Here is a 22,579-nt window from a genome sequence, read left to right on the forward strand (position 1 = left end):
ATAATCTAAATAAAAATCACAAGCAAAGAAGATTGATCAGGAATTAATAAGCAAGGCTAAAAAAAATCCTGTAATCTGCCTTTAAAGAAGGGATTACAGGATTTAAACCCAGCGATGGGAATAATGGGGGCGTTCAATAAGCTTATATCTTTTCTAAGATCAGAACTTCTGTTTGACCATTGCTGTTAATATGCTCGAGTTTTACCTGAGTATATCTTTTTTCAAGAAACACCCATTCTTCATTAAGTTCGAGTAAAGCCAGTGAAGGAAAGGCTAAGGTCAGTTTATTCAGATTTTCATCTGCACCGGTGTTCCAGGTTCCATTTACTGTTGAATTGTTTTTCACTGCACTAACGGATCCGTTTGAATTAAATGTGAATTCATATCCTGAATAATTAGAGGTTTCAACCGCACCGTTATCGTTAAATAAAGTGACTTTCCATTTGCCTTGGAGAATAATAGATTTTGTTGAGGGAGCATCGTTGTCTTTGCTGCAGGAGGCAAAGAAAAGAATTGAAACTACTAAGAGAGTGAGTGTGTGTTTAATGTGACGCATAATTTTATCTAAATTGTTTAAACTATAAATGCAAACCTGCTAAATTGTTTTTAAAAACCCACTTTATTAAAAGTCTTGCGTGGGTAAATATTACAAATTATTGGAAACCAGGGCATTTAAGTATTGTTTTTTTATTGCAGCGTATTTATTACTGCTTTAAATAGGAGGATATTATATTATGGCACTGGTAAAATTTAATGAAGGCAACAATCGCAATGCATTGAACCCTTTAAACGACATGTTTGAATCATTTTTCAATGATTCTTTTATTTCAGACCGGTTGGTGTCGAGAGTTCCGGCGGTAAATATTTCCGAAACAGATGGCGAATATCATATCGAACTCGCAGCCCCGGGCTTAAAGAAAGAAGATTTCAAAATCAATCTTGACAAAAACATGCTTAATATCTCGGTTGAAAAAAAATCTGAAGATACTGAGCATAACAAGACGTATAATAAAAGAGAGTATAGCTATACTTCTTTTGTTCGTTCTTTCTCAATGCCCGATTCGGCTGACAGCGAAAATATTCAAGCCGAATATACTGACGGCGTTCTGAACATTGCCATTCCTAAAAAGGAAGAGGCAAAATTGCGTGCAAGGGAAATTTCTATTAAATAATTTCCCTGACTCTGACAATTTCACATTTAGAGGTATGAGAATTTCATACCTCTTGATGTGAAGCGAAGTCAATATAGCAAGTCCTGTGATCGACTATATTTTAAATGATTTTTAAGATTTAATTTGTTATTGCTTAATGTCTTGGATCATCTTGGATAAACCACACTAGCAACAATCCCCACATTCTTTGCCTTTCGCTTTTTCCAAAGCTTCCCGTCCTTCACTTACTGAAAAATAAATCAATCCCGCAGCTCCTATAGAATCTATGTATCCAAAACCAGTTAACTCATAAATAAAACTGGAAGCCAATAAAATTATAGACATATAAATACATACCATTGTACATTTCGCATCTGCAATTATCGGTGAAGAATTTAAAGCCTTCCCGGTTTTAATTTGTGAATGAGCTACATAATACATCACCCCGATAGAGAGCAATGCGATTACAATTCCCCAAAACGTATCCTGCGGTCTTCCCTTTTGCAAAATATTTTCAACGATACCTATTGCCAGACCTACGGATAACAAGTAAAATCCATAGCCTGTAATTTTCAGGGCCGTAGTCTCAAATGGCGTTCTGCTGCTGTGCAGGTTTTGCTGTATCCGTTTAATCATATAAATGACCCCAAGGTTCGAGGCCACTTCAATGAAACTATCTACACCAAACCCAAAAAGAGTCAGTGATTCATCTTTATACCCAAGGACCATCGAAACCAGACCTTCAATGACATTGTAGATAACAATAAATAGTGCAAAGGCATATGCTCGTTTATACAAAGTCTTTTCCTGCTCATCCATTTTTCTAAATTTAATTTACAAACGGATCTTTAAACCACCATTCACTACAAAACCGTCAAGCGGAGCATAAATATCCTTAAAAACAGGATCAGCTAAGGTGCCAGTATAAATACTTTCAAACTTAGTCTGCCGGGTATCCAGATAATTTTCAAAATTTATATACAATGAAAACTTTTCCCATAGCCTTTCAGCCATAAATCCGGTAGTCAAGTAACTTCTTCCGGTGCCGCCAGTGCTTAATCTCTGCTTTCCGAAGTAATAAGCTTCTGCCCCGATTTTCCATTTATCTTCAACTTCATACATTACAACCGAATTCACCCGGTGCTTTGGAGTAAGGGGATTCGGAGTTTTCGTATCCCCATCATGTAAAAAAGCGTCAGTGAATGTATAACCCAAAAACACCTTAAAATCATGAAATCCCAATTTCACATTCGTTTCTGTTCCTTTTGTATCGGTGTGTCCCTCACTGTTCCGAAACCGGAAGTTCCCGGCCTCTGGTAGTAAAATCAGTGGATTATTTAAGAACGTGTAAAAAAACAGATGATTCAAACTAAACGTCACTTTATCTCCAATAACTGTTTTATAATTAACGTCCAGATTTGCTCCGTAGCTTTTTTCCAGGCTATTACTTTCAGAACTCACGGGCATAACGTTCCGGTATTGGATGCGCTCACTTTCTTCGGTAAAAACCGTAGGGGCCTTATACCCCAGACCAGCGCCAATGCGGGATGACAATTTATTAGTTATCTTATACAAAGCCGATATGCGTGGAAGGATTACAAAGCCATAATCAATAACATAATCTCCTCTCAGACCGGTTTCAATCTCAACCTTTTTGCTGGCCTTGACAGTATTCTGGATAAAAACGCCTAAAGTGGTTTGTTTATAATCCCTGAGGATGGCCGCTTGTGCCGCTTTCTCCTTAAAATCGTCGGTCAGCAGGTTTCCGCCGGCTACCCATTCTGTGAGCTCACCAGCGTAAGAATATGTAGACTCAGTAAAAGTGCTGTTCTGAATACCCTTAAACTCATAAGCAGGTATAGTAATTTTCCTGTCGAAATAATTGTAGCTGTTCCTGATGTTCACCTGGCTTTTCTCATTCAGGGTATGATGCAAAGAAAATTGTGAACTGATGCGCTGGGTTTTATTGTTTTCGAAATAACTGTGACCTGCTTCATTATCGCCATTGATATAATGCAGGTCGCCTCCTGTCCGGTTTTCAATCGCTGTGTTTAGGCCAAAATCCAGTTTGGTTCTATCATTGAAATATACAAATAACTTAGGGTTAAAGTTGTAACGTTCGAATTTCGGTATAGCCGTTAAATCAATATCAGCGGGATCGTATGCGGCATTACTATTCCGTGAAGCAAATACGGTTAAACCGATTTTCTTATTTAAACGATGCCCATAAAAACCATTCAGATCAAGTCCGGATGCTGAGGTACCATTAAGATGAAATCTCAGCTCTCTTTCTTCAGAAGGAGTTTTAGATATGAGGTTTACCAAACCCGCAATGGCGCCTCCCCCATATAATGTAGAGGCCGAACCCTTAATTATTTCGACCTGCTTTAAATCCAGGGGCGGAGTTTGCAGCAAACCCAGACCACTTGAAGCACCCGAATACAAAGGAAATCCATCTTTTAACAATTGAGTGTACCGGCCATCCAGTCCTTGGATACGGATGGATGAATTGGCAGAAGTTGCAGAGGTTTGCTGTGTTTGAATTCCTGTGCTTTCACTCAGCATCATCCGGATATCCCCCGGCTTCATATTCCCTTTTTCTTCCAGCTCCTCACCTCCGATATACTCGACCCGCGAAGGAATATTCTGTATGGTTCGGGAGCTGCGGGTGGATGTTATCACCACCTCTTCTATTTCTTCAGAGGAAATGTCCAGTAAAACCAGCATGGTATCTGTTCCGACAGGGAAAGTCAGCGTATCTTTACGGGTATCAAACCCCATTGAACTGAACTGTATGATTTGCTCCCCGTCCGGAATATTGTCCAGCTGGATATAACCATTCTGATTTGACAGCGTTTTGATTAAGGTACCCTTAAGCAATGCTGTTACTCCCGGTAAAGGTTCATTTGTTTTACTGTTTTTGATAACAGCTTTATATGAGCTCTGACTATATCCGCTCAGTGTACTCAAAAGCATGAGTACTGAAATTAAATATAATTTCATTTAATAGAATTATTGAAAATAAAAGAAGAAAAATATTGCCTGTTAATACGGTTTAACAAACAACAATTTGAGGAGGTTGCCAGATTTCATCGAAGTAAGCATTCGAAAAGCTTTGATTAAAAATATAGAACTTACTTGTACTTTCAATTCTGGCTATTTCGACCAGGCAACAGGAAGAGCTGAATGTAAATCCCGCACATGTACTGCATGAAAAGAATGGAGAGCAATGCTTACAGCCGTTAGTATCCGGCGTATTGTTCCTGGAGGTTTCTATTGTGTCTTTACAATTATCCAGTATACTACAAGGCACATTGGCAAGTAGCAGTACATACAGAGATAAGAGCAGACATGCAATTTTCATTGGGGGCAAATATACTAACAGAGATCTGGATTCAAATACTATAATCTAACCCTTGTCATCTTCCCGCAAATGTAGTCAGGGCAGTGCCCGGCACAGGGCTATTACCTTAAAAATGAAAATGTATTACCATTATGAAATTTGGATCAACTTAAACTTTTCTCAAAATCCGGCTTGCCCGATTCTATTAAATAATTAGCTGCTAACGCCTTAAAGCTTTCTATTTGCTCATATTCCCATTCTTTACCAAACCCTAGTTCTGCCGACATAAGTCGGGCAACAACCGGAGACATTGTTATAGCAGCCTTTGCGTCGAGAAATAAGACCCTGAGTCTTCGTGCCAATACATCCTCTACCGTACGGGCCATTTCATTTTTTACCGCCCAGACCACTTCTGCACAGAGATAGGGCATGCCCGGAAGCAATTTCGTTCCTAATTCGGAAGTTGCCCTGATTAAATCCTCTATTCCCTCCTGATCAGTACCATATATGGCCAGATGACAGAGAGAAATTCTCGTGGTAGCCCCATGTATCCTCAGACTTTCGGATGAACAGGCCACCGGATTTAGCTGAGCTGTTTTTATGGCTTCATCAACCGTATCTTCGGCCATCTTCCTATAGGTTGTCCATTTACCCCCCGTTATTGTAATTAAGCCTGAATTGCTAACCAGAAGCTTATGACTTCTTGAAATATCTTTGGTGTTGCCAGAAGCTGCAGCAGGAACCGCTAAAGGCCTTAATCCGGCAAAAACAGACAACACATCTTTTCTGGCAGGTTTATGCGAAAGGTACCTGCCAGCAGTTTCAAGTATAAAATCTATCTCCTTATCTAATGCTTTGGGTTCAAGACTGAGTTTCTCTAAAGCGGTATCCGTGGTTCCTACCAACACATAATCATGCCAGGGGACTGCAAAAAGCACCCGGCCGTCTGAAGTTTCAGGAATCAAGATTGCCCGGTCTCCTCCTAAAAATAATTTATCAAGAACGATATGGACACCCTGGCTGGGTTGTATCAGAGCTTTACGAAAAGAGATATCCATTTGCAATATTTCATCCACAAATACCCCTGTAGCATTTATTACAACCTTAGAGCGTATATGATACTCTTGTTCACTTTCAAGATCATGTGCGATAACCCCGTTGATTTTTCCCTTGCTATCTTTAGATAAGCCCTTTACCTTAATGTAATTTAGCAGGGTAGCGCCTTTTTGGGCAGCCGTTTGGGCAATATTAACTGCAAGCCTCGAGTCATCAAACTGACCGTCCCAATATTCTACTCCCCCCTTCAAGCCTTCTTTTTTGATCTCCGGAATTCTTTGCAGCACTTTTTCCCTTCTCAGAAGTTTAGATTGTCCAAAGCTGTATCCCCCCGATAGCCAGTCGTATATTTTTAAACCTATAAAATATTTAACTAAGGAATACCTGGTATAACAGGGTATTATAAAGGCCTGTCGTTTCACAAGATGCGGGGCATTTTTCAATAACAAACCACGTTCACGCAATGCCTCATAAACCAGGGCGATATTCCCCTGCGCAAGATACCGCACACCTCCATGAACAAGCTTGGTGCTTCTGCTGGAAGTTCCTTTTGAAAAATCAGATTGCTCGAGCAGCAAAGTCTTGTATCCCCTTGAAGCAGAATCCAATGCGGTTCCCAAACCTGTTGCACCCCCGCCTATGATAAGAATATCCCAGGTGATATCCTGCTTAAGTTCTTCAATAAAATTACTACGGTTTAAAAACTCCTGATTGCTGGCTTTCATTATACTTGTTGCATAAAGGATAGCGGCGTTACATTATTAGGGCAATGGTTTTCTAATTCAACAAAATTTGGACAATCAGGTTTCATATTGGGCAAAATCATTCGCGAATACTATTGTCAGAAGTCTGCCAACGTCACTCGTTTTCCGACAGGCGCAGCAGATTCAATAGTTCCCCATCTGTAAAGTCGCCAAATGTTTCGTACACCTGAGCCACAGCATAAAAATGTTCCGGCTGCAATAAGACTTCAATAGCGTCTGCCTCATTCAGGTTTTCGTCGTAAGTGATACCCGAAACCGGGGATGCTATAATTATTTTTGAAGCATTCTTTTTACGGCAAAGTTTTAGTACAGGGACCAGAGTTACCCCGGTAGCAATTCCATCATCATCCAGTATTACGGTAGGCCCTGAAATATCAGGTAAGGGTTTTCCATTACGGTAGGTGCTGATCCTGCGGTTTATCTCCAGAATCTGCTCTTCAATAATTTGATTGATCACTTTAGGAGTTTTTCTTTCCGTTCCCATGGGATAGACATACACAGAATATTCTTCAGATACCGCTCCAACCCCGGGTTCCCTCCGGCCCCGAAAAGATAATTTTAGAAATTATTATTGATAAATTGAGCTTCCAGAGCCTTTGCGACATAAAATGCTACTTCTACCCCACCCCTTGGAATACAATAACAATTGGATTGAGATCCTTGTATTTTGGTTCAAGAAATTCTCCAAGCAGTATTCCGGCATGCTGTCTGTTTCTAAAATATAAGCCATTCTGCGCATTATACATAATATAAAAATTACATTGACACTTCAGCAGCTTCAATAAATGAAGGGGTGAATAATCCTTTGAACTTCTATTCTCTCAACAGATGGTGTAATTATCAGTTCTTGAAATTATTTGAAATTATGGTGTTCTAGAGAAATAGTTTATTGCTTTGCTTTTGAGGGATCAAGGAATCGTTTAATCATTGGAATAACAAAGTCTGGTTGTTTAGAATTAGATTTTAACGTTGTTATTTCTCCGATATACTCGCCATGCACGCCTGGAATAATAGCCAATTCAGCCCCACCAATCTTTCTATGCATTTCAATAGCATGTTCAGGGCTTATAATATCTCTATCACCTATTATGATTAGCGTTTTGGCCTTAATAGTTTTAATCTGGTCATCAGGGATATCCTTGAAATTAACCATCCTTTTCGCATCCCTGTCATGCATAATTTGAAGACCCTTACGATTTGGGCTCACCGCCAAATAGGCATCGACCAGCTCTTCAGGCATATTGGATAAGGTTGCCTGTTTCATAAAATCCCAAAACTGTGCAGGAACACCATTCCGTTTATAAAGAGCAGAGCCCAAAATGATTTTATCCACAATCTCCGGGTGACGTAGCGCTATTTGGATGGTCGTCGTCCCGCCGTTACTAAAGCCAAAAAAATCTGCTTTATCAATATTCAGATTTTTCAGAAGAGTCGCAACATCGTCTGCATCCTGCTCAAACGATGAATCCTTATCTCTGTCACCGGTTCTTCCGTGAGCTTGCAATTCCATCGCAATTACCTTTCTATCTTCAGCGAACATTTGAATAACCTGCCCGAAGTTCGACTGGATGGTCGAGCCGCCGCCGTGGATCAAAACGAGCGGCTTACCCTTTCCGTAAATTTCATAATACATTTTAATGCCGTTGACTTCAGAATAGCCATTTTGGACTAAGGCATCATTTACGTTCTTCCCAATTGTTTGTTTTTTGCCTTGTTCTGATTGGTTTTCCTGAGTGCAGGATGATAATATCAATATCGATAAAATAGCATGTACGAAGGCTTTCTTCATTTTATAATTTTAAAAATCATTTCTGGTTCAATAGCAGATTAAGCTTACCAAGCATATTAATCCAACTTTGATAGGCCCCCGTTTTTTTAGCTTCTTCTTCCGACACAGTCTGATGAATCGTAACCTTGGTTTGTTGTCCAATCGACTCAAAAGTGACAGTTGTGATTTGCGCTTCGGGCCAGTCTTCAGTTTTACCAGCGTCAACTGAACTTACAGAATTGCCAGCTTCATCTGACATCACCATAATGAAAACTAATTTTTGATTTGGGATCACTTCCAGGTAGGTGCCTTTAACCCAACATTCTCCATGCACCGGATCATGGATGCAAGAATGAAAATTGCCTCCTTGGGTGGTATCAATAGTTGTAAATTCAACTGTACATCGTCAGGTGCATACCAATATTTTAATTGTTCTGGATTTGTCCAGGCACCGAATACGACCTCCCCTGGAGCATCAAACAGGTGGGATATTAAGAGCTCTTTTTTGTCTGAATTCATAACCGTTATTTTTCTTTTTCTTTAAGGAATTTATCTAATTTTTCAAACCGCTGATTCCATAACTTCCTGGATTCAGTTACCCAATTGGTCACCTCATTTAATGAACCAAGTTGTGCTTCGCAAATTTGTTCCCGTCCATTTTGACTCATAGAGATGATGCCACACTCATTAAGGATTTTAGTGTGTTTGGCAATCGCCTGTTTACTCATACCAAAATTTCCACTAATCTGGGAGATATTTAGAGGCCCCTGAGCCAACTTCCTGATAATCATTCGCCGAGTAGGGTCAGCAATAGCCTGAAATACGTCTCTTCTTTCTATCATAACACAACCAAATGGTTGTCAAATATAAAAACAACCATTTGGTTGCCAAAACATTTACCTTAATAAGTTTGTCGGGGCAACATCGCCAAAATCAAGCTTTAAGGGTATGCCGGTGCAGCATTTGGCGGGAAAAAGAAAGAAATAAAAAGGGGGGATAGGACTCGGTTCGAACCGTTTTGCAAAAGATTTAAGCGATATAGGAAATTCTTTCGTTAATAGATCTATAAGGTGTAAATACATTTAAATTCTAAACAAATCTTAGTTATCGCAATTTGTTTGGAATTAAATAAGCAACTTTACATCTCTACTGCCGTAATGTAATACATATCTCTAAATACCAGTTTTTATAAAACCAGAGGTTTGTACTTCAATTTTTAATCAGCTAATAGCGCCGAGATTGACAACTATGATAAACATGGAACTGTTTTTTAATGCTTTGCCTACCCCCTGCTTACTATTATTGAGTGATACGCCCCGCTTCACAATTATAGGCGTTAACAAGGCTTACTGCATCGCTACTAATACCGGCGAAGACGACCTGCTCAATAAAGGAGTATTCGAAGCTTTTCCTGATAATCCAAATAATCCCGGGGCAACTGGTGTTAGTAATATCAAAGCCTCTCTGGAATTAGTTATTGAGACTAAGCTTACTCAAAAAATAGATATTCAGAACTACGATATTCCGGTACGAGGCACAGACGAGTTTGAAAAGAGGTACTGGAGAGCTGAAAACTCCCCTGTTTTGAATGAACATGCTGAGATCGATTATATCATTCATAGTGTAACCGATATAACCGAAAAAATCAAAGCCGAAGAAGGGACAGAAGTAGAGAAAAGAAACAGAGAGGCCCTAATCAACAATACCGATGATTTAATCTGGAGCGTTGACAGTAGTTTCAAGCTTATCGCAGCTAATAAGGCTTTCATTCAAAGCATTCAATCTTACACGGGCATTACATTGAAACCAGGCGATGATCTGGTGATGAATACTTTTTTTCCTGAAGAATTTTTGGAATCCTGGCAAAATGCATATCGTAAAGCATGGTCCGGTGAAGCGTTCAATGAAGAAATATTTACGCCTTCGAGCAATGATTTTGTCGGTGCCTGGTCTGAAATAAGATTCAATCCTATTTTAAAAGAAAATAGAGTGGTTGGAGTTGCTTGTTATTCAAGAGATATTACCGAAAGTAAACTTGCTGATGAACAGCACAAAACAGCAGAAAAATTAATAAGAGATAGTGAAGCTAAATACCGCGCTTTTTTTGAGAATAGCTGCGATGGTATGTTACTGACAATAACTGACGGAAATATTATAGCAGCCAATCCTGCAGCCTGTGAAATTTTCAGAATGACTGAAAAAGAAATTTGTGATGCCGGAAGATTCGGCCTTGCAGATAAAACAGACCCTCGTTTAAGAATATTGTTAGAGGAGCGACAACTAACAGGTAAAGCAAAAGGTGAACTAACCCTTATTCGTAAGGATGGCAGCAAATTTCCCGGGGAACTTACGTCATCCGTATTTGAAGATGGCCATGGGAAAATAAAAACTTCCATGATCATTCGTGATATAACAGACCGTAAAGTAGCTGAAACTGAACTAATCACTACTTCAAGGGAACTGGAACAGACGTTGAGAGGTCTAAGTAAAATCATGGATTCATCTTTAGACGTTATTTGCACCATGGACGAAACGGGCAGGTTTGTGAAGGTGAGTGCTGCGGCAGAAAAGATGTGGGGCTATAAACCCCGGGAATTAATTGGTGAGCCTTATATAGATTTTGTTTGCCCTGAAGACTATCACATAACATATGCCGCCGTTGAAGAAATCAGGTCAGGTAGAGAAATGACCAATTTCGAAAACCATACTCTCTGTAAAGATGGATCTAAAACAGCAAATGTTTGGTCTTTGAAATGGAATGATACTGAGAAAATCATGTATTGTATTGCCAAAGACATAACCGAGAAAAAAGGTCTGGAAAAAGCATTCGAAATTGAAAGACAGCGATTTCAGGATCTGTACTCTCAGGCTCCATCCTGTATGGGAATAATCAAGGGCCCAACCCATATATATGAACTTGCGAATCCTCTTTATTTACAGTTAATTGGAAAAAGTGATATCATCGGCAAAACAGTAAAACAAGTATTACCGGAACTGGAAGATCAGGGAATTTTTGAGATTTTAGATACCGTTTATTACACAGGTGAAACTTTTTCTGCGAATGAAATGCTTGTCAAATTTGATCTTCAGGGTACCGGAGTGCTTTATGATACCTATTTGAATTTTATATACCAGGCGCACATAAACCACGAAGGCTCTATAGACGGGATCTTCTTTTTTGCTGTAGATGTAACCGAACAAGTATTATCACGCAAAAAAATAGAGGAGAAAGAAAAACACTATAAAGAATTGATTCGGGAACTACCGGTAGCAACATATTCATGCGATGCGGAAGGACGTATATTAATATACAATAAAGCAGCAGCTGAATTGTGGGGCAGAGAACCTGAAATCGGCAAGGACTTATGGTGTGGCTCTGGAAAGATTTATACAATGTCCGGCGAGCTCCTTCCCCTTGATTGCTGCGCTATGGCTATCGCTTTGAAAGAAGGTAAATTAGTGCCTCAAAGAGAGATAATAATTGAACGTCCGAATGGAGATAAGCGAAACGTAATACCTCATCCGGTTCCTCTTATAGATTCATCCGGACAGGTAACAGGTGCTGTTAATATGCTAACCGATATTACAGAAATAAAAGCAGCAGAACAACACCTTAAATTGCTAGAGTCCGTTATTACCAATACACATGATGCGATCATGATTACAGAGGCCGAGCCGTTCGATGAACCCGGTCCACGTATTATATATGTGAACGAGGCTTTTACCGAAATGACCGGTTTTTCTTTTGAAGAAGTCATTGGACAATCGCCGCGGATATTGCAAGGCCCCAAATCGGATAAAGATGAGTTGCGACGTTTAAGCGAATCATTACGGAGATGGGAGCCCTGCGAGATTACTACAATCAATTACAAGAGAAATGGTGAGGAATTCTGGAATAATTTTTCAGTGAGCCCGGTAGCCAATGCAAACGGATGGTTTACACACTGGATTTCCATTGAACGGGATGTAACAGAAAGCAAAAAGGGAGCACAAAAAATAAAAGAGGAAAGAAATCTTCTGAGAACATTGATTGACAACCTGCCTCACGCCATCTATTTCAAAGATGAATTTGCAAGAAAACTGATCAGCAATAAGGTTGATTATGAGTTGTTAGGGACCTCAAGCGAATCAGAAGTATTGGGCAAAACAGATCAGGAGCTTGAACAAACTGAATTAACAATAAACGGCTACCATCAGGATATCGAAATATTAAGTACCGGAAGGCCGCTTATTGATTTCGAGCAGTATTTTATCCATGAAAACGGGAAGGGCTCATGGTTTCTTACCACTAAAATTCCACTTCGAAACGAGCAAGATGAAATTGTGGGCCTTTTAGGCATAGGAAGAGATATCACAGAAAAAAAACATCATGAAACTGCTTTAAGATTGAAAGAACAGCACTTTAAAGCTTTGGTACAGGAAGGATCCGATTTGATTAGTATTCTGGATGAAAAACAGCGCTACACGTATTTGAGCCCAGCCTATACAAGTATTCTCGGAATCGAATACGAAGAATTAATCGGTACTAAGGCACTCGATCGGATTCATGAGGATGACCGGGAAAACGGTTTATCAAACGTCAACACGTTTAATGACTGAAAAACGCGTTCAATTTTTGCCCTATCGATATAGGGTTGGAAAAGGTAAATACCGCTGGCTAGAGTCGCTGGCGACCAACCTGCTCGATGATTCTTCTGTTCAGGGTTTCCTCTTTAATTCAACAGATATCACAGATCGGATGAATTACATCCAGGCGATTGAAAATCAAAATTCAAGATTGAAAGAAATTGCCTGGATACAATCCCATCTGGTTAGGGCTCCTGTAGCCCGAATTATGGGTTTGATCGAATTAATAAAAAACTATAAAGACAGCATTGACGAAACAGAACTTTTGAATCATATTTATGATTCGACTCATGAACTTGATCAGTTAATTAAAGAAATCGTTGATAAAACTCAAAAAATTGATTTATCGTCAACCCGATAGTCTTATAAGGGATCAAGCGAAATAGTGAGGGGAACAGAATAAATTCTTTTTTTTTGCAGGTTCAAAATCCACACACTTGCAAGACAGTTACCACACCCTTATTTTTTTTTTGGTGCCAGAGGGCATTCTTGTCTTTGCCTTCGTTAACAGCTCTTGCCCAGAAGCTTTTCAGAAGGAACTTGCCGATCCTTTTTCCCAGGTGTTCCATGGCTGCTTGAAGCATTCCGGGTATCGGTAAGGCTGGGGAATATCTTTACAATATGCAAAAGTAAAGAACGGGCTTTCAAAGTACAATGAGGTGGCAGCTTCTGATATATAATCCTTCAGAACGGTATCCAGCTTAATCAGGCCCATTACTTTTCCGTTCTTAACTTCTTCAACAACAGGAGTACTAACGCTTCAGCAGAATCTTTCAGTGCAAAAGTAAAAGCATTAGGAGGTACTTCAAGAGGTGTAAGAGATACAGAATTCTTCTTGTTCAGGCAAGCTAAAATCTATGCTTAAACTGCGAAGGCGTGAAAAAGTGCGGAATTAAAAAAGCCGTCTTCAAATTTCTCTGAAGACGGCTGTCGGGTGGATGATGGGGCTCGAACCCACGACCCTCGGCACCACAAACCAATGCTCTAACCAACTGAGCTACAACCACCGTATTGTGCGACAAAAATAATAATCTTTCTCCTAAAATCAATATTAAAATCATTAATATTTTAAAGAGCGCAAATCTGTTTTACAATACATTGATAAACAACATGCTATTTTTTTTCAAAAAGATTTGCGCCCCCTTTTAAAAACAAAATCTTATACTTGAAGCGGAAGATGATAGAATTATTTACAGACGGAGCATCAAGCGGAAATCCCGGACCGGGCGGTTATGGCACAATTCTTCGTGCAGGGCAGCATTACAAAGAATTATCAGGTGGATTCAGAAAAACCACCAATAACAGGATGGAACTACTTGCGGTAATTATTGGATTGGAGGCCTTAAAAAAACCGGGACAAGAAGTGGTAGTATATACCGACTCTAAATATGTGGCCGATGCTGTAGATAAAAAATGGGTATTCGGATGGGCTGCTAAGAACTTCGCGGGAAAGAAAAACAAAGATTTATGGATCAGGTTTCTGGCAATCTATAAACTTCACAAAGTTCGTTTTCAATGGGTTAAGGGCCATGCCGGACATCCCGAAAACGAACGCTGCGACCGTTTAGCAGTCGCAGCATATCAACAAAGAGATAAATTAGCAATCGACTCGGTATTTGAGGTAGAATGTGCTAAATCTGAAGGCTTGCTTTAGCTTGCCGCTTTAGCCTGTAATTCTCCGCTATTAACCGGTTTCACTTTTTTCTGACTCATTTCGGGCGAGAATTTCATCATCATTTCTTCGGCTTTCCGAACCATATTTTCAGAACCTACAAAAATAGAACAACGCTGATGTAGGGATTCTACTTCCATCTCTAAAATACGCTGAAAACCATCTGTGGCTCTGCCTCCAGCCTGCTCAATAATAAAGGCCATGGGATTGCATTCATATACCAGACGAAGTTTTCCTTTTGGTGAACTTGAAGTCGGCGGATAAAGAAAAACCCCCCCTTTAATCATATTCCTATGCATATCGGCAATCATAGAACCGATATAACGGGATGAATACGGACGTCTGGTAGCGGCATCTTCTTCCTGGCAATATTTTATATATTTCTTCACTCCATCAGGAAAATTCACATAGTTTCCTTCGTTGATAGAATAAATATATCCATCAGGAGGAATAGTCATGTTAGGATGTGAAAGACAAAACTCCCCGATTGAAGGATCCAGCGTGAAGCCATTCACTCCTACCCCGGTAGTATAAACCAGCATCGTAGAAGATCCGTAAACCACATAGCCGGCCGCAACCTGTTCCGTTCCGCGTTGAAGAGCATCCTCAAGCGTTGGCTTTCCCTGAGTACTTATTCTGCGGTAAATAGAAAAAATCGTTCCGACAGAAACGTTTACATCAATATTTGATGAACCGTCGAGAGGGTCGATCGCTACAATATATTTTGCATTATTAGATACGTCGGATTCAATAAATACGGGATCATCATTTTCTTCGGAAACTACCAGACAGCATTCGCCGCCACAGGTTAACGCTGAAATAAACTGATGATTGGCGAAAACATCCAGCATCTTCTGAGATTCACCGTGACTGTTCGTCGTTCCGGCTTCGCCAATGATGTCTACCAATCCAGCCTTGTTCACCTCCCGGTTTACAATTTTAGCTGCTATCCCAATATCACGCAGAAGTCGTGACAGCTCTCCCTTGGCATAAGGGAAGTCTTTTTGCTTTTCAATGATGAACTGACCTAGTGTTTGGACTATTGACATATGCTTAGTGTATTTTTTACGTTATCTATTCCCTAATTCGATTACCTCCAAGGTATGAATTTTTTCTTCAGAAATGCAGAATCTAATTATAGAACGTACATTATGCCACCCTTGTTTGCCAGCAGCACCCGGATTTAAGTGTAAAGTTCCAATTTTTTTATCAAAAATTACTTTCAGGATATGCGAATGCCCCGAAATAAATATTTTAGGCGGATTTAAATATATTTCGGATTTTATTTTAGGGTTATATCTATCCGGATATCCGCCGATGTGCGTCATCCAAACATCCACATCTTCACATTTAAAACGGTTATGTTCGGGGTATACCGCACGAATGTCTCTTCCATCTATATTGCCATAAACTCCGCGCAGGGGTTTAAAGGCGGCAAGAGCATCTGCCAGCTCAAGAGTACCGAAATCACCAGCATGCCATATCTCATCGCAACTTTCAAAATGCTTGAATACTTTATCATCAAGGTAACTATGGGTATCAGAAATCAGGCCGATGCGTTTCATTAATACAGGTTTCAGCGACTGCTGCTAAAATATAGTGAAAAAATCTTTTAAAGCAGTCTCAAACTCCTGAGAATATTTTTTCTCCGACTGGTAAATAATAAAGGAACTCTCGACACTTTCCTGACTTTCCATACCCAAACCTATTATTTGTCTGTGAGCAGATTTAGATCCGGAGGAGCTTATATTAATCACAGTTTGCAATTTAAGCTCATATTTCAGGCTCTTTTCTATAAAATATCTGGAAGCTTCTAAGGGCAAAATAAAATAACATGTCCCCGATTTAGTCAGATGATTTTTAGCGAACTCCACTAATTCATTAAAAAGAACTTCACTGGTATGCCGGGCTAGGTGTTTTTGGTTGTCGGGATTCTTAAGAGAATTAGTAAAAAACGGAGGATTGCTTACTATTAAATCATATTTCTTACCGGGATGTTCCCGGGAGAAATTTTGAAAGGAATTAGGATATACCTTTAAATGATCAGAAAACCTGGAACTCAAAAAGTTCTGCATCGCAGTTTCAGAAGCTATAGCATCAATTTCAATGGCATCAATACACGCTCCGGGAAAACGCTGGGCAAGCATCAGGGCAATTACTCCCGTGCCTGTACCAATATCTAATACGGTTGCAGGGCTTTCGGATTTAACCAAAGCTCCAAGTAAAACTCCATCGGTATTAATTTTCATACCACAGCCCGCCTGGTTTACAGAAAATTGCTTGAACTGGAAAAAATCCTTCATTTTTTTTAAATCAGATTTAAAGAAGATCTGGCTTATACGTCTGCCTTATGGACTCGAGATAATATATTTTTTTAAGGATGCCGGAGATGTTAACTGCCAACGCTTTAGCGAACTTTTTAAGGGTATTTATTAAGGAAAAAAACATTAAAAACATAAACTATATCCAAAGATCTTTATTTAAATTTAATTAAGATTTGTAAAATATAAACCTATGAAAAAACAGATAATTTACCTGAGCATTTTATTTATTCTAATTCTTTCTGCCTGTAAGAAAGATATACCAGGCACAAACTCTGCAGAGAATTTAGAATCTTCCCGCCCGTCAGACTCTGATCATATAGAACTCCAAACGCCAAACGAAGGCTTTGTTGCACATGATCTGCTGGTTAAGTTTAAAAAGGGGGTAACAGAAGCATCTAAACTGAGTTTTTTATCTAAAATCGAAGGAAAGATATCTGAGAGGATTTTAACCAAAATGATGTTAAAGATTGGCGATAATGAGGGCGTTTATTTAATCAATACTCCATTGCCGGCAATAGAAGCAATAACTAAAGCTAAAGGTTTGACCGGAGTGGAATATGCCGAGCCAAATTATGTGTATACCCATAATGCTGTATCCAACGATTCCTATTTTGTGAATGGCTCTTTATGGGGAATGTATGGCGATGCCAGCTCTCCATCCAATCAATATGGCAGCCAGGCCGCAGAAGCCTGGGCAAGCGGCCGTACAGGATCGTCAAGTGTGGTTATCGGGATTGTTGATGAGGGAGTACAATACACCCATCCTGATCTTACCGCAAACTGCTGGACAAATTCTTTTGATCCTATAGACGGAATTGACAATGATAACAATGGTTACATCGATGATTTCAGAGGCTGGGATTTTGCCGGAAACGACAATACCACCTTTGACGGCACACAAGATGATCATGGCACTCACGTAGCCGGAACAATCGGAGCAACCGGCGGAAACGGAACAGGTGTGGCAGGCATGAACTGGAACGTAAAAATGATCACCGCCAAATTTCTTGGACGAAATGGAGGTACAACGGCCAATGCAATCAAAGCCCTTGATTATATAAGCGACCTTAAAGCACGCCATGGAATCAATATAGTAGCCACCAATAATTCTTGGGGCGGCGGCGGATTTTCGCAAAGCTTAAAAGATGCCATAGAAAGATCAAACCAGGCTAATATTCTGTTTATAGCGGCAGCTTTAAATGGCGGCAATGACGGCATAGGAGATAATAACGATGTAACGACAAGTTATCCTTGTAATTATCCAAACGCGAACGTAGTGGCCGTAGCGGCCATCACATCCACAGGTGCTAAAGCCTCTTTCTCTAATTACGGGGCTTCAACCGTTGATATCGGGGCTCCGGGAGCTGCTATTTATTCTACCGTTCCGGGCAAAAACAGTGCAAACTTTAGTTATGCATCATTTAGCGGAACGTCTATGGCCACACCTCATGTAACAGGAGCTGCTGCACTATATGCTTCCGTGAACCCTGGCTCAAGCGCCGCAACAATTAAAAGTGCAATTCTGGACTCAGCCCTGCCCACCGCATCCCTAACGGGAAGATGTGTGACTGGAGGAAGATTAAATGTGAGTGGTTTTTAACCAAACAATTCCACTCTGATATTACCGTATCAGTATCCTAGCTATGTAATTCATATGCCGGATTTAACCTGAATAAATCTCGTTAAAGAGAGTCCCCCTTATTCAGGTTAACCTTCGGTAATATTTAGGCTTTTCTAAGGGCAATATTTTGGGATGGGCCATCTGGGATATTCTTAAAATAATAACAATGCAAGCTAAAAACACCTGTTCGCTGTAGATGGTGCATAAACCAGAGAATTATTCATCAAAAATCGCCACCTTCGCTAAATATGAAGCTTCCTTTCAGCATAATTATCACCTTTCTTTTTATATTTTCTGCCTGCAATCAACCGGATAAGACAAAATCACAAACCGTATTTCCAAAACGCATTGGTTATGTGAACGATTATGATAATATCTTTTCATATAAAGAGGAAAAAATCCTGGATTCTTTAATCAAAAACTTTAAAGCGCAAAGTGCTATTGAAATTTCTGTAGTTAGCCTTGATACCTCCATGACTACGCTCGATGGTTTTAATTCATACACTTTGCGCCTGGCGAACGCATGGGGTCTAATTAATCAAGGTCAGAAAAATGGCATATTAATCGGGATATCGTCTGGTCTGCAACGGGTCAGATTAACTAACAGTTTAGGCATCGAAAAAGTATTAAGCGATGTGGAAACAAAAAGACTGCTGGATGATTTCATGTTTCCCGAGTTGCGAAAAGGAAATTATTTTGAAGGAACAAGGATCGCGATAGCTGAATTAGCCAGAATACTGAATAAACAGAAGAATTAAAGCTCTGTCCCCGCCTTTACCTGATCCCGCAGATCAGGATGAATTTTAAAAAATCGTTTAATAGACAGCACTGAATTGTTACATGATCATATGTCCCAATCTTCAGGATGTTTCCTAGATTTAATGGCATAACCATTATCACAAAGAACCGTCTTATTAAATATGAACTTCAATGCTTCATTAATTTCAACATTCCTGATTGTTTTATTTGCAGGAATAATTCCCGGCGCCTCCGCAAAGAATACCATAAAATCTTCTGATGCAAATATAATTATTGGTGCTTCTCTCTTTTTTGATGAAATACCTGCGGGTCATTATCTTACTGATGCTGAAACGCTGAAAGTGCCCTGGCTGTTTAATAATACGGGGCTGGTAATGAGCACCCGTTCTAATTATGTAATTAAGATTAATGTCCCTGAATCTGGTAACTGGTATCTTTTCGCAAGAAGCCAGGGTGCCAGGAATAACACATTCAGGGTCGCCGTTAATGATACTGTAATCGACAATGATTTAGGTAACGGCCCCCTCTCGTTTAAAAAAGCCGGTATATTTCATTTAAAAAAGGGATCTGCAGATATTAGACTGATGCGTATTGAAGGAGCCCCGGTGATGGATGTTCTGGTACTTTCTAAAAATCCTGATTTCAAGGAAGAGGACCTCCTAAAACGGCAATATAATGCAGATGTAGAACTACTGAAGGAATACAAAATTCCAGTAGCCAGCGCGGTAAGGTTCGGAGATGTGACCAACGACGGAAAAATGGATTTTATGGTGGTAACACATGATTACGCCACCCATGTATATGACCATGACGGAAAGGAACTTTGGACTTACAAGGTAGAACCCGGCGGAGAAAAAGATGAAGCGCCCGGACTTATCTGGGATATTGACAGAGATGGTTGGCAGGATGTAATTCACTGGCAACTGATTGACGGAAAAGAATGGCTGGTTATTGCAAATGGTCTTACAGGAGAAATTAAAAAGAAAACAGAATGGCCCGGGACGAAAGCGCTACCGCATGCATTTAACAATTATCGAATCAGCATAGCAAAGTTTAATGCCGGTTACCCTGACAACATCCTGGTATTTACCGATATAGGGGGCCTTATTTCTATTGCGGCCTACGACAAAGAACTTAAACAGCTATGGATCCACAATGAAACTAAGAAAAAAGACCATCTGGGCCATTATGTTTATCCGAAAGATATTGATAAAGATGGCATAGAGGAAATTGTAGCGGGATCTATGTTGCTAAATTCTAAGGGCATTGAAGTTTGGAACAGGTTTAAAACGTTCTACGACAACCATGACCATGTGGATGCCTATTCTTTTGCAGATATTAATAAAGACGGAAACATCGATTTACTTGCAGCGCACAGTGAAGTTGGCGTTATGGCCATTGAGGCAAAATCAGGAAAGATGATTTGGCAAAATATGGCGGAGCATACACAAAGAATCGAGTCAGGAAACTTTTTAAAAGGAGTTGTCGCGCCGCAGATAGCTGTTACAGCCAGAACTTACGGGAATAGAGCCGCCGGAGAACCTTATCTCTGGGGACAAGTTCAATGGTTCGACTCAAAGGGTAAGCTTATAAGCAAATGGCCGGGTAATCCCATTACCGGTAACCCCGCTTTTGTAAAAGGTAACTGGAAAGGAAATGGTAAAGAAGAATTATTCTGGTCCAAGTTCAGGATGAACGAAAACGGCAAAGGGGAACAATATTTCGGAGAGACTGTGTATCATATGTTTAACTTTATGGGCTACCAGTCGGAAGAGGTAATTACTCTTCAGAACGGTCTCTTAAAGATTTACGGTTATAAATATGCCGACCGTAAAAAAACAGCAAAGCCGAACCTTAACTACTTAAGGGAAGTAGTTGTGAACCATACTTATTATTAAAACCGGCAGGTTTAAACATGGGCTCTGCAATAAAAAAATTACGATGATACTTTTGCAGATAACGTATATTAGGTTTAGATAACCAGAAAACCATTATAACATCAGAACCTATGTCGAAATATCTTTCGGTCCTTTGTCGGCTTAACTTATGTGCGGCGCTTCTTGCGTTCGCGTTTTCGGCCTTGGCTCAAAATTCAGCTCTTCCTGCCCCGAAGACAACATACAACGTCCTGTTTATCGCTGCCGATGATCTTCGTCCTGAACTGGGGGCATACGGCGTTAAAATGGTCAGAACTCCTAATATTGATAAAATCGCATCACGCGGTACACGTTTCGACAGGGCCTATGCTCAGTATCCGGTATGCAATCCTTCACGTACTTCTTTCCTTACGGGACGCTACCCTACCCAGACGGGAGTGATGAATAACAACGATTATTTCCGCCGGACGCATCCTGATTATATAACCTTGCCGCAATATTTCAAACAGAATGGTTATGTTACTTTACGTAGCGGTAAAATTTTTCACGGAGGCATAGATGACCAGCCGTCATGGACAGACGGCGGAGAGCCTGTTAATTCCGCTATAACCGAGCGTGGAAAACAAACTCCGCAAACTGCACCAGCTGAGGTTCAATCTGCCGATCCTGATGACAGGGGAAGCAAGGCTTCAAATTCAGACAGGATCATTGTGCTGGAAGGTGATGGTGAATCGCACGGTGATTACAAAACTGCTACAAAGGCTATTGAATATATGTCGAAATATAAGTCGCATCCTTTTTTTATGGCTGTAGGTTTTGTGAAACCGCATAGTCCTCCTACCGCCCCTAAAAAGTTTTTCGATCTTTATGATACCGATAAAATTGAACTGCCTGTTGATTTCGGTACAGTTCCAAAAGCGCCGCCAGGATTGCCGGAAATATCTATATCCCCGCGGAACAGCGATCTCTTTATCGGCAGGGAATCAACTCCCGAATTATCGAGAGAGATGAAAAGAGCTTATTTAGCGTCAACAAGTTTCATGGACGCCCAGGTAGGGCGGGTAATGGACGCGCTTGAACGCAATAATTTACAGGACAACACCATTGTTGTTTTCTTTGGCGACCATGGCTACCATCTGGGAGAAAAGGGCAAATGGTCCAAGGCTTACTCCCTTTTTGAGGTTGGGCTCCGTGTTCCGCTGATCATCGCTGTTCCTAAAGGTAAGGCACAATACAGCGGGAAAATTGTTGAGCTTCTTGATATGTATCCCACGCTTGCCGACCTCTGCGGATTGCCCAGGCCCGCAGGCATAGAAGGACACAGCCTTGTTCCACTGATTAAAAAACCAGAGGCCGACTGGAACTTTCCTGCTTACAGCGTAACAGATTACAGGGGCAAGCTTGGAAAATCGGTGCGAACTCAAAATTGGCATTATGTTGAATGGGAAAATGGAAAATCGGGATCGATGCTATTTAAGCATCCTGACGACCCTAACGAATTAAAAAACCTTGCCGCTGATCCAAAACAGGCAGCCATTGTGGTTGAAATGAAAAAGCTGCTGAAACAAATGCCTTAGCTAATAAGTGACGCAATACATGGTTCCGGATCGATTCATAA

Annotated in this window: 21 protein-coding genes and 1 tRNA gene; 9 read left to right on the forward strand and 13 right to left on the reverse strand. The window is 40.3% G+C overall.

All coding sequences use genetic code 11. The features are described from left to right. Window positions 1–142 precede the first annotated feature (142 nt). Window positions 143–556, reverse strand: coding sequence for a hypothetical protein (locus WG906_RS17440; RefSeq protein WP_339994130.1), 414 nt, complete (start codon window positions 554–556; stop codon window positions 143–145). 178 nt (window positions 557–734) lie between these two features. Here WG906_RS17440 and WG906_RS17445 point away from each other — a divergent pair, with 178 nt between their 5' ends. Continuing rightward, a complete protein-coding gene (locus tag WG906_RS17445) occupies window positions 735–1,172 on the forward strand; it encodes an Hsp20/alpha crystallin family protein (protein ID WP_339994131.1) in 438 nt (145 codons plus the stop codon). Window positions 1,173–1,337: 165 nt separating this feature from the next. Here the strand turns inward: WG906_RS17445 and WG906_RS17450 are convergent, their stop codons facing one another. From WG906_RS17450 to WG906_RS17485, 8 genes are all read right to left on the reverse strand, one after another. Beyond that, a complete protein-coding gene (locus WG906_RS17450) occupies window positions 1,338–1,970 on the reverse strand; it encodes a cation efflux transmembrane domain-containing protein (RefSeq protein ID WP_339994133.1) in 633 nt (210 codons plus the stop codon). A 15-nt stretch (window positions 1,971–1,985) separates the two neighbouring features. Next, on the reverse strand, window positions 1,986–4,154 hold the full coding sequence (locus WG906_RS17455) for a TonB-dependent receptor (RefSeq protein ID WP_339994134.1): 2,169 nt from the start codon (window positions 4,152–4,154) through the stop codon (window positions 1,986–1,988). A gap of 52 nt (window positions 4,155–4,206) precedes the next feature. Then, window positions 4,207–4,515, reverse strand: coding sequence for a DUF6660 family protein (locus WG906_RS17460; RefSeq protein WP_339994135.1), 309 nt, complete (start codon window positions 4,513–4,515; stop codon window positions 4,207–4,209). Between the two features lie 143 nt (window positions 4,516–4,658). Further along, window positions 4,659–6,275, reverse strand: coding sequence for a glycerol-3-phosphate dehydrogenase/oxidase (locus WG906_RS17465; protein ID WP_339994137.1), 1,617 nt, complete (start codon window positions 6,273–6,275; stop codon window positions 4,659–4,661). Between the two features lie 133 nt (window positions 6,276–6,408). Beyond that, window positions 6,409–6,798, reverse strand: a complete 390-nt coding sequence (locus tag WG906_RS17470) for a phosphoribosyltransferase family protein (protein WP_339994138.1) — start codon at window positions 6,796–6,798, stop codon at window positions 6,409–6,411. 402 nt (window positions 6,799–7,200) lie between these two features. Further along, the gene (locus tag WG906_RS17475) at window positions 7,201–8,103 is read right to left on the reverse strand and encodes an alpha/beta fold hydrolase (protein ID WP_339994139.1); all 903 of its coding nucleotides are present in this window, start codon (window positions 8,101–8,103) and stop codon (window positions 7,201–7,203) included. Window positions 8,104–8,119: 16 nt separating this feature from the next. Continuing rightward, a complete protein-coding gene (locus tag WG906_RS17480) occupies window positions 8,120–8,464 on the reverse strand; it encodes an SRPBCC family protein (RefSeq protein WP_339994164.1) in 345 nt (114 codons plus the stop codon). A 142-nt stretch (window positions 8,465–8,606) separates the two neighbouring features. Further along, a complete protein-coding gene (locus WG906_RS17485; protein ID WP_339994140.1) occupies window positions 8,607–8,924 on the reverse strand; it encodes an ArsR/SmtB family transcription factor in 318 nt (105 codons plus the stop codon). A 415-nt stretch (window positions 8,925–9,339) separates the two neighbouring features. On the opposite strand from WG906_RS17485, the gene WG906_RS17490 reads away from it, so the two are divergent. From WG906_RS17490 to WG906_RS19505, 3 genes are all read left to right on the forward strand, one after another. Further along, on the forward strand, window positions 9,340–12,681 hold the full coding sequence (locus WG906_RS17490; protein WP_339994141.1) for a PAS domain S-box protein: 3,342 nt from the start codon (window positions 9,340–9,342) through the stop codon (window positions 12,679–12,681). Beyond that, entirely contained in the window at window positions 12,674–13,069 is a 396-nt protein-coding gene (locus tag WG906_RS17495) for a hypothetical protein (protein WP_339994142.1), read from the forward strand. The genes WG906_RS17490 and WG906_RS17495 overlap by 8 nt, the downstream gene beginning before the upstream one ends. A gap of 333 nt (window positions 13,070–13,402) precedes the next feature. Then, entirely contained in the window at window positions 13,403–13,573 is a 171-nt protein-coding gene (locus tag WG906_RS19505) for a transposase (RefSeq protein WP_431844490.1), read from the forward strand. A 68-nt stretch (window positions 13,574–13,641) separates the two neighbouring features. Here the strand turns inward: WG906_RS19505 and WG906_RS17500 are convergent. Continuing rightward, window positions 13,642–13,715: transfer RNA gene (locus WG906_RS17500), tRNA-His, on the reverse strand. A 170-nt stretch (window positions 13,716–13,885) separates the two neighbouring features. Here WG906_RS17500 and rnhA point away from each other — a divergent pair. Next, window positions 13,886–14,362 carry a ribonuclease HI gene (rnhA, locus tag WG906_RS17505; RefSeq protein ID WP_339994143.1) on the forward strand — a complete coding sequence of 159 codons (477 nt, stop codon included), beginning with the start codon at window positions 13,886–13,888 and terminating at the stop codon, window positions 14,360–14,362. Here rnhA and fbp read toward each other — a convergent pair. Genes fbp through WG906_RS17520 form a run of 3 tightly spaced genes read right to left on the reverse strand, consistent with a single transcriptional unit; the run spans window position 14,359 to window position 16,683 of the window. After that, entirely contained in the window at window positions 14,359–15,429 is a 1,071-nt protein-coding gene (fbp, locus tag WG906_RS17510; protein ID WP_339994144.1) for a class 1 fructose-bisphosphatase, read from the reverse strand. The genes rnhA and fbp overlap by 4 nt on opposite strands. Before the next feature lie 21 nt (window positions 15,430–15,450). Further along, the gene (locus WG906_RS17515) at window positions 15,451–15,945 is read right to left on the reverse strand and encodes a metallophosphoesterase family protein (RefSeq protein WP_339994145.1); all 495 of its coding nucleotides are present in this window, start codon (window positions 15,943–15,945) and stop codon (window positions 15,451–15,453) included. 24 nt (window positions 15,946–15,969) lie between these two features. After that, entirely contained in the window at window positions 15,970–16,683 is a 714-nt protein-coding gene (locus WG906_RS17520; RefSeq protein ID WP_339994146.1) for a tRNA1(Val) (adenine(37)-N6)-methyltransferase, read from the reverse strand. 211 nt (window positions 16,684–16,894) lie between these two features. On the opposite strand from WG906_RS17520, the gene WG906_RS17525 reads away from it, so the two are divergent. The 4 genes from WG906_RS17525 to WG906_RS17540 all read left to right on the forward strand — a co-directional run bounded on the left by WG906_RS17525 (window position 16,895) and on the right by WG906_RS17540 (window position 22,538). Next, window positions 16,895–18,304, forward strand: coding sequence for a S8 family peptidase (locus WG906_RS17525; RefSeq protein WP_339994147.1), 1,410 nt, complete (start codon window positions 16,895–16,897; stop codon window positions 18,302–18,304). A gap of 269 nt (window positions 18,305–18,573) precedes the next feature. Then, window positions 18,574–19,083, forward strand: a complete 510-nt coding sequence (locus tag WG906_RS17530) for a TPM domain-containing protein (protein WP_339994148.1) — start codon at window positions 18,574–18,576, stop codon at window positions 19,081–19,083. Window positions 19,084–19,245: 162 nt separating this feature from the next. Beyond that, window positions 19,246–20,982, forward strand: coding sequence for an FG-GAP repeat domain-containing protein (locus WG906_RS17535; RefSeq protein WP_339994149.1), 1,737 nt, complete (start codon window positions 19,246–19,248; stop codon window positions 20,980–20,982). A gap of 110 nt (window positions 20,983–21,092) precedes the next feature. Next, entirely contained in the window at window positions 21,093–22,538 is a 1,446-nt protein-coding gene (locus tag WG906_RS17540; protein ID WP_339994150.1) for a sulfatase, read from the forward strand. Window positions 22,539–22,579: the final 41 nt, after the last annotated feature.

The sequence above is a fragment of the Pedobacter superstes genome (assembly GCF_037622515.1).
GTDB classification, from domain to species: domain Bacteria; phylum Bacteroidota; class Bacteroidia; order Sphingobacteriales; family Sphingobacteriaceae; genus Paradesertivirga; species Paradesertivirga superstes.